The organism is Corynebacterium aquatimens, assembly GCF_030408395.1.
Lineage (GTDB): Bacteria > Actinomycetota > Actinomycetes > Mycobacteriales > Mycobacteriaceae > Corynebacterium > Corynebacterium aquatimens.
In genome coordinates this window covers 846,127-859,585 of record NZ_CP046980.1, presented here as the reverse complement: position 1 = coordinate 859,585, position 13,459 = coordinate 846,127, and the positions used below count along the sequence as shown (strand labels likewise).

Here is a 13,459-nt window from a genome sequence, read left to right as displayed (position 1 = left end):
TGGGGTAGATCGCTCCTACTGCCGCGCCGGAAGAATCGGCAGTAGACCCAGAATTGTTAACGGAGTGTGCAGCCTCAGTCATGCTAGAGACTTTACTGCCTTCCGTTTTCTTGGTGACGTGCGGGTGAGGCCGTGTTGCGGGTGCCCTACTGCGCGGGCTTGATCTCGCTCTCCGTGACCCACTTGTGGTTCTTCATGGTCATGCCATCTGCCTGAACGTCGACTTGGTACACGGTCTCCTCCGTGGAAGAAACGACCGTGGCCTTAGCGCCCTGCATGCCCTTCATGTGATCAGCGAGCACCGTCACCACTGTGCCGTCCGGAATGCGCTGGGATCCAGCGTCCTCGATCTCTTCCTGGACAACCCACTTGTGATTCTTTACCGGCTCTCCACCACCGACCGGCGTGTAATCGATCGCGTAGGTGTACGTCTTGTACGCACCCACGATGGTTGCTGGGGATCCCTTCATCCCCGGCATGTGGTCAGCGTCCAGCTGCACCTTCATCCCGGCGGGGTAAGCCGGGTTTTCTGCCATCACCATTCCCTCCGGCGCCGGACCGCCGTCTTCGGGGTGATCGTGACCGGAATGTTCTTGGCCCGCTTGACTGGTCATCGTCGCGTGGTCGTGCTCCATGGCTTCAGCGGGCTGAGACTGCATCGTGTGAGCCTCCGTCGTGGGCGCCTGAGTAGATTCCTTCTCATTCGCCGGTGAGCAAGCAGACAGCGCGAGCGCCCCAGCGAAAACAGCAGCAGCAACGGACAGGACCTTCGGATTCACAGTAAGGCTATTCATAAGGGAATATTGTACCGAAGCTATGTGTTCTACCCGCTGAGATAGTAGTCACCCGGTACGAAAAGAATTGCAGTGGAGGAATACGTGACAACGCAGCAGCTGGATAGTATCCCTAAGGCTCACCTGGACCTGGGCGTGACCGGTATGACGTGTACCTCGTGTGCATCGCGTGTCCAGCGCAAGTTGAACAAACTCGACGGGGTGGACGCGTCCGTGAATTTCTCTACGGAAACGGCCTCCGTGGACTACAACCCGGAAACGACGGATCGGGACGCGCTAGTCCAAGTCGTGCGCGACGCCGGCTACGACGCGTTTGCCATGAACGCAAACGATGATGCGGTCGCACAGGACACCGATGATGCCGGCGACCAGGCGGCGGGCTTTTCGGCCGTCGATAAGGCGCGCGAAGAAGAGCAAGCGAAGCTGAAGCGCACGGTGATCTGGTCGGCGATCCTTACCGTGCCCATCGTGGCGTTGTCCATGATTCCTGCGCTGCAGTTCACGTACTGGCAGTGGGCCGTGTTCACGCTCACCACGCTGGTGTACGTGGTTGCGGGCGCCCCATTCCACCGCGCGACGTTGACAAACCTGCGGCACGGCGGGGTCACGATGGACACGCTGATTTCCCTGGGCACCACCGCCGCGTACGTGTGGTCCGTGTGGGCCCTGTTTATCGGCAACGCCGGTGAGCCAGGAATGACGATGGAGATGCACCCCTTCGACTGGGGTGGTCACGCGGGCGACCACGGGATGGACGAAATTTATCTTGAGACCGTCGCCGTGGTGATCACGTTCCTGCTGCTTGGCAGGTGGTTTGAAACCAAAGCGAAAGGCCGCTCTTCCCAGGCGCTGCGGGATCTGGCGTCGATGGGGGCCAAAGAGGCCGCGGTGATCCGCGACGGCCAAGAGGTGCGCATTCCGGCATCCCGGATCGCAGTGGGTGACCGTTTCGTGGTTCGGCCTGGCGAGAAGATCGCTACCGACGGCACGGTGATCTCCGGCGCATCGTCGGTGGACAATTCCATGATCACCGGGGAGTCAGTCCCAGTGGAGGTCACTGAGGGCGACCACGTTACCGGCGCCACGGTCAATCAAACCGGCCGCCTGATTGTCGAAGCGACGCGGGTCGGCGCGGACACCACCCTTTCACGGATGAGTGAACTCGTCCGCCAAGCCCAGGCAGGCCAAGCGCCGGTTGAGCGGCTGGTTGACAGAATCTCGCGCGTCTTTGTGCCGGCGGTGATTGTGATTTCGCTGATCACTTTGGGCGCGCATTTAGCGCTGGGCCACGAAACCACCACGGCGTTCTCGGCCGCCGTTGCGGTCCTCATCATCGCCTGCCCCTGCGCGCTGGGACTCGCCACCCCGACGGCGATCCTCGTGGGTACCGGCCGCGGCGCGCAGATGGGCCTGCTGATCAAAGGCCCAGAAATCCTTGAATCCACGCGCAAGGTGGACACCATCGTGCTGGACAAAACGGGCACCGTCACCTCCGGCACCATGGCGGTTGACGCGATCGAACCCGCCGCCGGTTTCTCCGCCGACGACGTCCTGCGCCTCGCCGCGTCCGTGGAAGTAGACTCCGAACACCCCATCGCCCGCGCGATCGTCACCGAGGCATCCACCAAGGGCCTTTCGCTTATCGACGGCCAGGCATTCACCTCTACCCCCGGCCACGGCGTACAGGCCACGGTCGATGGCAAAGAGATCATTGTTGGCCGGAATGCCCACGAATCGTTGGCCGATACCATCGCCGGCTTTGAACGTGACGGGGCCACCGCTGTAGCGGTCAGCATCGATGGCGAACCCGCCGGTGTGATTTCAGTCCGGGACACGATCAAACCCACGTCTGGGCAGGCGATCGAAGAATTCAGAAGCCTTGGCCTCACCCCCTACTTGCTCACCGGTGATAATGCCGGGGCTGCTACGTGGGCAGCACGCCAGGTCGGAATCGATGAAAACAACGTCATGGCGTCTGTGATGCCGGAAGACAAGGTCACGGTCGTCGAGAAGCTGCAAGCAGAAGGCAAAACCGTCGCGATGGTTGGTGACGGCGTGAACGATGCCGCTGCGCTGGCCACCGCGGACCTAGGGCTCGCAATGGGATCCGGAACCGATGTCGCCATTGAAGCGTCCGATATCACGCTCATGGGCGGTGATCTTCAGTCTGCTGCGAGTGCAATCAGGCTGTCGCGTTCAACCCTGCGGATCATCAAAGGCAACCTGTTTTGGGCGTTTGCTTACAACGTCTTGTTGATCCCCGTGGCTGCTAGCGGGCTGCTCAACCCAATGTTCGCGGGTATCGCGATGGCATTTTCCTCAGTGTTCGTGGTGACGAACTCTTTGCGGTTGAACCGGTTCAAATAACCAGCGGTTGGCCCGATTCCCCCAGTCGCCGAGATTGCCCCGATCGCTGATCGGTTTGTGAAAACGTTTGCATTTGGCGGTTTCCAAACCCGCGTTTTCCCAGGTCGATTTTGGTTGCGGCGGAAAATCATGAAACGTTTTCACACGCCCTAGGAAGCGGCCCTAGGAGGCAGCCTTGGGAACCTGCCCTGGGAAGCCGCCCTGGGAGACAGCCCTGGGAGGCTGCCCTTTCCTGGGGATAAAAAATAGCCCGCGGCGCGCGCCACGGGCTATTTGTTTTCTTCGGCTTTAGTTCTCGTTGCCGTTCGGCGCGGAGGTGCCACGGGTCTCAAGCTCTTCGAGCTGGGACTGCAGCAAGTTCTTCAGGCGGGTGCGGTACTCGCGCTCGAAGGTGCGCAACTCTGCGATGCGTGCCTCGAGTGCGGTCTGCTGCTGCTTCACCGTGTTCATGATCTCGGTGTGCTTGCGCTCAGCGTCCGCGCGCAGCTGTGCAGCCTTCTCTTCGGCGCTGCGGATCTGTGCCTCAGCACGGGAGTTTGCATCAGCGGTGGTCTCATCGGCCTTCTTCTGAGCCTCAGAAACAACGCGGTTTGCGTGCTCCTCAGCCTCACGGCGGGTGCGCTGTGCGTGCTGCTCAGCATCATTGACCTGGCGCGCAGCCTCGGTGCGTGCGTTGTCGACCAATGCCTTGGACTCTGCCTCAGCCTCGGACGTGAGGCGGTCTGCGGTTTCCTGAGCCAGACCCAGGACCTTCGCTGCCTGGACGTGAGCCTCACCGGTGGAGGTCGGTGCCTGCGGCTGTGCCGGAGCTGGCTGAGCCGGAGCAGCTGCAACCAGGCCAACCTTCTGGCTGCCCTGCTGGTTGTTGTCTGCCTGCGTCTTAGCCCTCTGAGCTTCCTCGCGGACGCGTGCAACCTCTTCGTGGGCAGCGCGAGCGTCAGCCTCTGCACGGTTCTTGGCTTCCTGGCACTCGCGCAGCTTAGCTTCGTACTCGGAGCGAACGCGGTCTTCGATCTCGCGGCGAATCGCGGCCTCGTCAACCTTGGATTCTGCGGCGGGGGCAGCCGGGGCGGCGGCGCCACCGGAGCGGCCTAGTTCCTCAACGCGAGCGCGGAGATCATCGTTCTCATCCTGCAGCTGCGCCAGGGTGTCCTCAACCAGGTCGAGGAACTGATCAACCTCGTCCTCGTTGTAGCCACGCTTGCCAATCGGCGGCTTGCTAAAAGCAACATTGTGAACGTCTGCTGGTGTCAGCGGCATGTGCGTTCCCTTCGAATAGATCTTTACGTAGATTGTGCACGTTAGAAAACAGACTAACCTACTGTATTTATACCCTCAATCTTTACCGGAGGGTGAGTTTTCATGAAATAAGCGTCAATTGAATGATGATGCTCAACACAGTGAGCCCAAAGAATAAGACCAGCACGCTGACATCCAACGCCACGGCACCTAGTTGCAGGGGTGGAATCACTCGTCGTAAAGCTTTGATCGGCGGGTCTGTGAGCACAAAGAAAAACTCCCCTACCACCGCAAACCAGGCCGGCGGGTTGAAGTGTTTAGAAAAGGATTGAATCATCTCAATGATCAGCCTGACAATCACGATGAGGGTGTAGAGGCCGACTAGAGAATAAAGAATCGCTCCGAGCATGCTCACGGGGATATACCCTACAGAGTTGCTCGAAGCGAGTGAAGATTTGCCGTCAGGCGGAGTGTTTCACACCATGCGCACGCTTATCGACGGCCGGGGTAGATGCCGTCACCGCTTTATCAGCCGGTTTACGCGATTAACCGCGATTAACGCAGTGCAGCGACGCGCTCGAGTTCCGGCACGCTGGTGCGCGCGTTTTCCGGAACGATCGCGAACACAAGGTGGTTCTCGCCGGAGCGGGTCAGCTTGTGCATCTTGCCGCGCGCTGCGAAACACAGGCCAGCAGCGAAATCGATCAGGCGCATTGCCGTCGGCTTGTCCACACCGGAGAGGTCCATCACCACTGCGTCACCATCGCGGAACGGCTCGCCAATGTCCTTGGCGTCGTTGTAGTTGCGCGGGCGAACGCTGATGATCGAGGCTTCACGCTCTTCGCGGTAGCTGCGCGACTCACGCTCCGCGTAGTCATCGTAGGAACGAGCAGGGGCTGCACCGGCGTAGCGTTCGTTGCTGCGGGAGTAGGAATCAGAGCGGCGGTCGTCGAAAGCCGGGTCGTCGTAGTAAGCATCATCGTCGGGGCTGTAGGCGCCGAGGCCAAAGAACTCCATCATGCTGTTTTTGAACGACATGTTTTTCTCCGATCGTGCTGGTGGTTGCTAGTAAAAGCGACGCAAATGGTGGGAAGTTGATGTTGAAAATTAGCGTACGGGGCGGGCACCAAGCAGCGCTGTTCCGACACGCACGATGTCCGACCCACATTCAATTGCGAGAGGAAAATCTTGGGACATTCCAGCAGACAGACGCAACTTTGACCCCATGGTCCCCGGCTCTTTCACCGTGTCCGACTCAGTGTCTGCGGAGCAGTATTTTTCGCTCAGTACATCCGTGATCTCCCGGCTGACAGAAAACACTTCTTCAGCGTCTGCACCGAGTGGCGGAACGACCATGATCCCGGCGAGTTGAAGGTGCTCGGCCGAGGCGATCGCGTCCGCTAGTTCGTCGATGCCGGCTCGCTCGACGCCGCCGCGCTGAGGGTCGCCGTCAAAGGAAAACTGTATAAAACACGGCAACACGGTGCCGGTCCGGTCACCGCGCTCGAGTGCCAGCGCCATGCCGCGGTCCAACCCGCTGGCGAGCTTCACCGAATCAACAGAATGCACCTCCGCTGCCCAGCGGGCGACCGAGTTCGCCTTCTTGGACTGGATCTGGCCAAGCATTGCTATGCCCGCAGGGTGCGCAGGCGCTTCCGCTCCCCTAAGCGTCTCGGCCTTGTCACGGGCTTCCTGTTCGCGGTTTTCCCCGACGAGCGTGACGCCCAGTTCACCGAGGATCGCAATGTCTTCGACCGCGTGGAACTTGGTCACGGGAAGAAGTTCTACACTGCCCGGCGCGCGGCCGGCGCTGGCTTCGGCCTCATGAAGCTTTTTACGCACGGCGTCAAGGTTGCGGGCGATTTCTTCGCGTCGGGCAGGATCAATGTCGAGTGCCACTGTGAGTAGTGCCTCCGTAGTTCTAGTTTCCGGTGAGCCACACAACGCCAGCTTGGCGTCCGGTGGGCCCTTCGCGACGGTAGGAGAAGAAGTTCTCATCCGTAATGGTGTCGCGCGGGTCAGCGTCGATGGTTGTCACGCCCAGGCTCAGCAGTTGCCGCACGAGTCCGGCGCGCACGTCAATGCCGGCGGTCCCGCGGGTAGTTGTTGTGCGTGAGCCCGGCAGGTGCGCCTCAACATCCGCGGCCATGTCCGCGGGCACTTCGTAGGACGCACCAGCGGCCGCGGGGCCAAGCAGCACCTGAATGTGCGCGGGTGTGGCGCCAAGCCCGACCATCGTTTCCACGGTCTTTTGAACGATCCCGTTGCGGGCACCAAGCCGACCGGCATGCGCCGCGGCGATAACGCCTGCCGTGTGGTCCGCAAGCAGCACCGGCACGCAGTCAGCAACCAGTACGCACAGCGGAAGCTCCACCTGCGTTGTCACTATCGCGTCCGTGGCGGGAACCGGTTCATCCCTCGGCCCGTCGACAACGGTCACGGTGTTGGTGTGCAATTGCTCCATCCACACAAAGCGCGCCGCATCAATACCGATGATGTCGGCCAGCCGTTGGCGATTGCGTGCAACGGCATCCGGGGCATCCCCGACGTGAAGCCCCAGGTTGAAGGAATCGTATGGGGACGCAGACACCCCGCCTGCACGGCTGGTGAACACCATGCGGACGGGGCGATCAGATGTGTTGGTCATTAGCGCAGGAAGTCCGGAACGTCGAGGTCATCGGCGCGAGCGCCGCGGTCGTCGCGGCGGTCATCCCTGCGGTCATCACCACGGGAGGTGAACAGGCCGCTGTCACCGTCAAGGCGGTGGCGGGCTGCGTAGGAGTCATGGTCCTCAACACCGCGTTCATTAACACCGCGTTCATTACGCTCATCACGTTCAACACGCTCAACACGCTCAACACGGCGCACCGGCGTTTCCACAACGGAGGACGAGGATACGGATGCAGACGATGAGGACTGCTCATTGCGGTTATCAAACAGCGCGGCACGCTCCGGCGCTGGCGTCGGGGTCTCGCTGGCCTGGCCATCGACGGTCACGCCGGCGGTTTCCTGCGGAGCAGCGCTGTCGGGGCGGACGTTTGCCTTCTCGTCGAAACCCGTGGCGATGATGGTCACGCGGACCTCATCGCCCAAGTTATCGTCGATGATCGTTCCGAAGATGATGTTCGCGTCGTCGTCAGCCTTCTCCTCAACGATGGAGGCGGCATTGTTGACCTCCATGAGGCCAAGGTCAGACCCACCGGCGATGGAGATCAGAACGCCGCGGGCACCTTCCATGGTGGTCTCAAGCAGCGGGGAGTTGATCGCCTGTTCGGTGGCAACCATGACGCGGTTGTCGCCGCGGGCGGAACCCACGCCCATGAGCGCGGAACCAGCGTCCGCCATCACGGAGCGCACGTCCGCGAAGTCAACGTTGATCATGCCCGGGATGGTGATCAGGTTGGTAATACCCTGAACACCGTTGTAGAGAACCTCATCGGCTGCGCGGAACGCTTCCATCATGGACAGTTCCTGGTCGCCGAGCTGCAGCAGACGGTCGTTCGGGATAACGATGACGGTGTCGCAGACTTCTTTCAGGGCCTCGATGCCCTCCAACGCCTGGCGGGTGCGGCGCTTGCCTTCGAAGGAGAACGGGCGGGTCACAACACCGATGGTCAAGGCACCCATCTTCTTTGCAACACCAGCGACAACCGGTGCAGCACCGGTACCTGTGCCGCCGCCTTCACCCGCGGTCACGAAGACCATGTCGGAGCCCTTGAGCGACTCCTCAATCTCCTGCTTGTGGTCCTCGGCAGAAGTGCGGCCAACCTCAGGGTTCGCGCCGGCACCGAGTCCACGAGTCGCCTCGCGGCCGATGTCGAGCTTGGTGTCAGCGTCCGTGAACAGCAACGCCTGGGAGTCGGTGTTTATAGCAACGAATTCAACACCTTTCAGCCCCTCTTCAATCATGCGGTTGACTGCGTTGACGCCGCCGCCGCCGACACCGACGACGCGAATCATGGCGAGGTAGTTGCTAGGTGAGGTCATGTGAGGGTGCTCGCCTTTCCAAGTAACGGGGGTGCTTCATAAAGCTTCTTAAAGTGACGTAACCCATCATGGCTAAAAGCAGTTCCATTTTAGAGTTTTCGCTCGGCGTGTCGGCACCCTCAACCTTTACTTTAGGGTTGCCGACCTGCGCTTTTACCCCAGCAGAGCACTCCTGGCACGGCAGTCACATCCGCATCAGCTGAGCCTCACTTCTAGCGGCTGGTAACAAGCCGCGGGTTGGAGATGTTGAACTCCCGGCCTTCACGCTGCACGACGGTGTCGAAGGCAAGCGCTTTGTTCTTGTTGTCTTCCGCGGCGCCCCACACGACGAGGCGCTCGTCTTTCAAATGGAGGGCGAATTCATTCGGCCCGCGGGCTTCAATAGAGGAAATGAGGCCGCGCGCGTTGTCGCTTAGCGACGACACAACGTTTACGGCGTCCTTGGCGACCTCGGGATTGCGTGCGGCATCGCCGGTGATTTCAATGGTTCCTTCAGGCGGGGTATCCACCGCAAAGGGATAGCCCTCCACCCCGTAGAGTTCAGTTGCGCCGTCCCGGTTCCGGAACGCCACGACGCTGTACTCTTCGACATCCACCACAAGCGAAGAAGGCCAATCACGCGACACCGTGACGGATTTCACCCACGGCACCGCGGCGACGCGCTCCCCTGCTTCCAACACATTGATTTGGGCTAAAGGCGTGCCGTGCTCAACATTCACGGCGTCCACGATCTGGTCTTTTGATACGCGACTGTTGCCTTCCACTTCGACGCTGTTTAAGGAACACAGCGGAGTGAAATACACCACCGCCCAGACGATCGCTGCCAGAAGCGCCACGGCCACGGCAGCGCCTAAGGCTTTGCCCCAGGGGAAAGATTTTTTGACTGAGACCTTCGTCGACACGCGTTATGCTCCCGCCAATGCGTCGAGGATTGGCCCCGATAACAGCGTGACATCGCCAGCGCCCATGGTGATCACCAGATCGCCGGGCTGCGCGATGCGGGCAACATCGCCCGCAACCGCAGAAAAATCAGGCTGGTAGACCACGGGGTCCGGCGAACCCGCTACGGCTGCCACGCGATCAATGCCGTCGGTAATAATGCGGGAGTCCACGCCCTCCACCGGCTGCTCGCGGGCGCCAAAGATCTCTAAGACCACCACCGCGTCTGCAAGCGATAGTGCCTGGGCGAATTCCGTGGCAAAGGTTTGGGTGCGTGAGTACAGGTGCGGCTGGAAACACACGACAACGCGGCCGCGCTGCTTTGCGGCGGTGAGAACGGCAGCGACCTCCGTCGGGTGGTGGGCGTAATCGTCGTAGACGTGCACGCCCTCATACGGGCCGGAACCAATGATTCCCTTGAGCTCAAAACGGCGACGGACGCCGGTGAACTCGCTCAAACCATCCGCGAGTGCTTGGGCGTCTTGCCCCGCAAGCACGCCAGCCAGAAGGGCCGCCGCGGAGTTAAGAACCATGTGGCGGCCAGGGACCGACAACGTGTAGAGCACGTCCAATTGCTGTTCGGCCAAGTGAACAGTCACGGCCGTGTGGGTCGATTCAGCCACCTCATTCGTGATCAGCGCTCCACAGGGAACATCCGGGTGGCGCTGTGCCGCAGCCGAAGTGCCGTAGCCGACGACGTTGATGCCGCGCTTCACCGCGCGCTCACCGCACTGCGCCGCGGCATCATCATCAAGGCAAACCACCAAGTGCCCGCTGTCCGTGACGCAATCAGCGAAGGCATCGAAGACGCCGTAGTAGGCCTCCTCGGAGTCAAAGAAATCAAGGTGATCAGGCTCAATGTTGGTGATCACGGCAATGTCCGGGCGGTAACGCAACAGCGATGCGTCGGATTCGTCGGCCTCCGCAACAAACGCGGAACCGCTGCCGTGGTGAGCGTTCGTGCCTGCGCGGTTGAGCTGGCCACCAATCGCGAACGACGGGTCGGCGCCCGCCGCCTGGAGCGCCACGACCGCCATGGAGGTAGTTGTTGTCTTGCCGTGCGTACCGGCGAAGAGGATCTGCGTGTAGCCCTCCATCAGCTCGCCCAGGAGGTCAGAGCGGCGGATGATCGGGATCCCGCGGTGCGCAGCTTCTAGTAGCTCAGGATTGTCCTTTGGGATCGCGGCAAAGCTGGTGACCACGACCGTGGGTTCACCATCACCGGCTAAATCAAGGTTCTCCGCAGCATGACCCACAGCAATGTGCGCGCCCTGAGCGCGCAGGGCTTTAACGGGGCGGGAGTCTTTGACATCCGAACCGGTGACCACGCTGCCGCGGTCAAGCAAAATGCGCGCGACGCCGGACATTCCAGCACCGCCAATACCGATGAGGTGAACGCGGCTTAGATCTGTCATTTCTTCACTCCCCGTACTATTCTTCCAGCGATTTCGTCTGCGACGCTTCCCGCGGTGCTGCCCTGTAACGCCGCGCGCATCGAGTCATAACGGGCCGGGTCGTTCAGGATCGCTACGGTCTCACGGATCAAGGTGTCCGGGCTCAACTCCGCGTCATCAATGCGCACGGCCGCACCAGCGTCGACGAGGTGGGCGGAATTCAGGCCTTGCTCACCGTTGCCGTGCGGCAGCGGCACGTAGATCGCCGGGATACCGGCTGCGGAATTCTCCGCCACCGTCATCGCGCCCGAGCGACAAATGATCATGTCAGCGACCGCGTAGGCCGCCTCCATGTCATCGATGTAGGGAACGGCAACGTAGTGCTCGTGGGCCGGCGGCTCATCATTCTTCCGGCCGTACGCGTGGAGAATCTGGAAGCCCTCACGCACGAGCGTATCGACGGCTCCCTCGAGCGCAGTATTAATGCTTCGCGCACCTTGGCTTCCGCCGGTGACCAGGATCGTGGGGCGATCAGGATCCAAGTTCCACATCGCGTACCCGCGTTGTGCCTTGACCCCATCCGGATCCTTGCCCACGCCGGGGCGCACCGGGATGCCCAGCACATCGCCTTTCATGCCAGAGCCGTGAACGGCATTGAAGCCAACCCCGCCAAGGCGCACGCCGAGTTTGTTAGCCATGCCCGCCAACGCATTGGTTTCTAAAACGTAGAACGGGATGCGCATGCTCAGCGCAGCGAGGTAGGCGGATGCGGAAACATATCCACCGGTTCCGAACACGGCGTCCGCGTGGGCAGCCTTCAAGGCGCGCCGTGCCTGCCCCACCGACTTGGCCAGCTTGAACGGGACTCCAAAGAGCTTCCAGGGCTTCTTGCGCGGGATGGGCACCGGATCAATCAGTGCGAGCTCAAACCCGCGGGCGGGAACGATCGTCGTCTCCAGCCCCTTAGTGGTGCCCAGTGCGGACACTGATGCGCCGTAGGAATCGCGCAGAACCTCCGCGACCGCAAGCGCCGGCTCAATGTGTCCAGCCGTGCCGCCGCCAGCGACAACTACGCTGACTGCGCCCGTGGCGTGCTCGCTGCTTTCTGAGCCTTCTGAAGTGTCAACCTTGTCAGCCTGCATTGCTCTAGACTATCGCGCCCGGCGTGACACTAGCTTGCCCGGCGGGTGCTGTGTGGGGTTTCGCGGCGTGAGACCTTGCGCGGCGCCGGTGAACGAGTCGGTTGAGAAGCGTGTGTGCGCCGCGCCTGCTCCCGCTGCGGGGACGTGCGGCGCGCCGTAACCGGCACGCCGTAGCGACCAGGCATGCTCTGCGGCGCGCGGCGCGTATCGGCAGAACGGTCCGGTTCGTTCGCCTGAGGGCGCTCTACCGCCGGGGTCGGCTCGCGAAGAAGAAGCAGGCGGTCAAAGAGCGGACGGCCGTAGTTCTGCATGGAGGACACGGCATCTGGCTCGTGCCGTGCGACTGATGCCACGAGGCCCATAGCGCCCAAGGTGATCACGGCCGAGGTACCGCCAGCGGAGATCATCGGCAGCTGAATACCGGTCACGGGCAGCAGTCCAACAACGTAGCCGATGTTGATGAACGCCTGGGACACCACGGACGTTGTAAGCGATGCCGCGAGCAGTGCCTGGAACTGGTTCTGCGCCCGGCGCGCCGTACGCAGACCGAAGAACATGAGCAAGAAGAACAAGGAGATGACAAGCAGTCCGCCCCACAGGCCGAGTTCTTCACCGATCACGGCGAAGATGAAGTCGTTCTTTGCCTCCGGGAGGTAGAACCACTTCGCGCGTGATTGGCCGAGTCCCACGCCGAACAGGCCGCCGTCGGCAAGCGAAAGAAAGCCCTGGTGGGACTGGAAGGCGACGCCGCGGGTGTCCTCGAATTTTCCGAACAGCGCGTCGAAGTAAACCATGAAGCGGTGTGAACGGTAACCACCGGCGGCCATGACGAAGACCAAACCGACCACGGCGACACCGGCGAAAATGCCGATCAGGTTCCAGGACACTCCCGCGAAGATCAGGATGAAAGCGACCACGACTGCGAACGAGAGAGCCATACCAAGGTCGCCCTGCACCGTAATCAGCGTCATGCACACACCGGCAACGGCAACAAAGGGAACGAAGCCGTTCGTCGGCTCGAGGAGGTACCGCGGATCCTTGTTGGCCAGGATGGACGCACCCCACACACAGATGGCTACGCGGGCGAGCTCAGAGGGCTGGAGTTGAAATCCACCGACAGAGATCCACGACTGGGACCCCACCTGGGCAGCACCAGTACCGATCCCGGGGATCAGCACTAAGACCAGCAGGGCGATGGCGAGGGCAACGAGGGCGAAGGAGAAGCGCTGCACTATTCGCGGCGGGATTTGCAGGGCAACAATGAACGCCACCACACCCAAGCCGACAACGATGGCCTGCTTCAGCGGCTGCGCCCAGACGGAAGAATCGCCGAGCATGGACCACGTCATCGAGGCACTGGTCACCATGACCACGCCGAGGCCGGCGAGGACAAAGACGATAGTGCGGATCATCGTGTAATCCAGCAGCGGTCGGGCTTCCATCCAGCGGGTTGCGCGGGTGATCGCGCGAGCGAGACCCGAGGACGCGCTTGCGGACGCATCGCTGCGCGGGGCAGCCGGGCGTGACTGCGCAGCTGGCCGCGGGGCTGGTGCGCGGCGAGCGGTTCGGTGCGGTATCTGAGTTGCCATCGGGTCTT

Annotated in this window: 12 protein-coding genes; 1 reads left to right on the top strand and 11 read right to left on the bottom strand. The window is 61.6% G+C overall.

The window, feature by feature from the left end:
• Window positions 1-146: 146 nt before the first annotated feature.
• Window positions 147-794, bottom strand: a complete 648-nt coding sequence (locus CAQUA_RS03925; protein WP_196824426.1) for a YdhK family protein — start codon at window positions 792-794, stop codon at window positions 147-149.
• 144 nt (window positions 795-938) lie between these two features.
• Here CAQUA_RS03925 and CAQUA_RS03920 point away from each other — a divergent pair, with 144 nt between their 5' ends.
• Window positions 939-3,161, top strand: coding sequence for a heavy metal translocating P-type ATPase (locus tag CAQUA_RS03920; RefSeq protein ID WP_196825609.1), 2,223 nt, complete (start codon window positions 939-941; stop codon window positions 3,159-3,161).
• Between the two features lie 288 nt (window positions 3,162-3,449).
• Here the strand turns inward: CAQUA_RS03920 and wag31 are convergent, their stop codons facing one another.
• The 10 genes from wag31 to CAQUA_RS03870 all read right to left on the bottom strand — a co-directional run bounded on the left by wag31 (window position 3,450) and on the right by CAQUA_RS03870 (window position 13,451).
• Window positions 3,450-4,421 (bottom strand): DivIVA-like cell division protein Wag31, encoded by a 972-nt coding sequence (gene wag31, locus CAQUA_RS03915; RefSeq protein ID WP_196824427.1) that lies wholly within the window; start codon window positions 4,419-4,421, stop codon window positions 3,450-3,452.
• A gap of 100 nt (window positions 4,422-4,521) precedes the next feature.
• Window positions 4,522-4,809 (bottom strand): YggT family protein, encoded by a 288-nt coding sequence (locus tag CAQUA_RS03910; RefSeq protein ID WP_196825610.1) that lies wholly within the window; start codon window positions 4,807-4,809, stop codon window positions 4,522-4,524.
• Between the two features lie 146 nt (window positions 4,810-4,955).
• Window positions 4,956-5,438 (bottom strand): cell division protein SepF, encoded by a 483-nt coding sequence (locus CAQUA_RS03905; RefSeq protein ID WP_196824428.1) that lies wholly within the window; start codon window positions 5,436-5,438, stop codon window positions 4,956-4,958.
• Window positions 5,439-5,507: 69 nt separating this feature from the next.
• Window positions 5,508-6,299 carry a YggS family pyridoxal phosphate-dependent enzyme gene (locus tag CAQUA_RS03900; protein WP_290178732.1) on the bottom strand — a complete coding sequence of 264 codons (792 nt, stop codon included), beginning with the start codon at window positions 6,297-6,299 and terminating at the stop codon, window positions 5,508-5,510.
• Between the two features lie 22 nt (window positions 6,300-6,321).
• Entirely contained in the window at window positions 6,322-7,047 is a 726-nt protein-coding gene (gene pgeF / locus CAQUA_RS03895; RefSeq protein ID WP_196824430.1) for a peptidoglycan editing factor PgeF, read from the bottom strand.
• A complete protein-coding gene (gene ftsZ, locus CAQUA_RS03890; RefSeq protein ID WP_196824431.1) occupies window positions 7,047-8,387 on the bottom strand; it encodes a cell division protein FtsZ in 1,341 nt (446 codons plus the stop codon). The genes pgeF and ftsZ overlap by 1 nt, the downstream gene beginning before the upstream one ends.
• A 212-nt stretch (window positions 8,388-8,599) precedes the next feature.
• Entirely contained in the window at window positions 8,600-9,289 is a 690-nt protein-coding gene (locus CAQUA_RS03885; protein WP_196824432.1) for a cell division protein FtsQ/DivIB, read from the bottom strand.
• A gap of 3 nt (window positions 9,290-9,292) precedes the next feature.
• Window positions 9,293-10,741, bottom strand: a complete 1,449-nt coding sequence (murC, locus tag CAQUA_RS03880) for a UDP-N-acetylmuramate--L-alanine ligase (protein WP_196824433.1) — start codon at window positions 10,739-10,741, stop codon at window positions 9,293-9,295.
• The gene (gene murG, locus CAQUA_RS03875) at window positions 10,738-11,862 is read right to left on the bottom strand and encodes an undecaprenyldiphospho-muramoylpentapeptide beta-N-acetylglucosaminyltransferase (protein ID WP_196824434.1); all 1,125 of its coding nucleotides are present in this window, start codon (window positions 11,860-11,862) and stop codon (window positions 10,738-10,740) included. Before murG ends, murC begins: the two co-directional genes overlap by 4 nt.
• Window positions 11,863-11,891: 29 nt before the next feature.
• The gene (locus CAQUA_RS03870) at window positions 11,892-13,451 is read right to left on the bottom strand and encodes an FtsW/RodA/SpoVE family cell cycle protein (protein WP_376993116.1); all 1,560 of its coding nucleotides are present in this window, start codon (window positions 13,449-13,451) and stop codon (window positions 11,892-11,894) included.
• Window positions 13,452-13,459: the final 8 nt, after the last annotated feature.

Excerpts from the sequence above, each read along its gene's own strand:
- CAQUA_RS03925 (WP_196824426.1), bottom strand. The coding sequence starts at position 794 with ATGAATAGCCTTACTGTGAATCCGAAGGTCCTGTCCGTTGCTGCTGCT.
- CAQUA_RS03920 (WP_196825609.1), top strand. The coding sequence starts at position 939 with ATGACGTGTACCTCGTGTGCATCGCGTGTCCAGCGCAAGTTGAACAAA.
- wag31 (WP_196824427.1), bottom strand. The coding sequence starts at position 4,421 with ATGCCGCTGACACCAGCAGACGTTCACAATGTTGCTTTTAGCAAGCCG.
- CAQUA_RS03910 (WP_196825610.1), bottom strand. The coding sequence starts at position 4,809 with ATGCTCGGAGCGATTCTTTATTCTCTAGTCGGCCTCTACACCCTCATC.
- CAQUA_RS03905 (WP_196824428.1), bottom strand. The coding sequence starts at position 5,438 with ATGTCGTTCAAAAACAGCATGATGGAGTTCTTTGGCCTCGGCGCCTAC.
- pgeF (WP_196824430.1), bottom strand. The coding sequence starts at position 7,047 with ATGACCAACACATCTGATCGCCCCGTCCGCATGGTGTTCACCAGCCGT.
- ftsZ (WP_196824431.1), bottom strand. The coding sequence starts at position 8,387 with ATGACCTCACCTAGCAACTACCTCGCCATGATTCGCGTCGTCGGTGTC.
- murC (WP_196824433.1), bottom strand. The coding sequence starts at position 10,741 with ATGACAGATCTAAGCCGCGTTCACCTCATCGGTATTGGCGGTGCTGGA.
- murG (WP_196824434.1), bottom strand. The coding sequence starts at position 11,862 with ATGCAGGCTGACAAGGTTGACACTTCAGAAGGCTCAGAAAGCAGCGAG.
- CAQUA_RS03870 (WP_376993116.1), bottom strand. The coding sequence starts at position 13,451 with ATGGCAACTCAGATACCGCACCGAACCGCTCGCCGCGCACCAGCCCCG.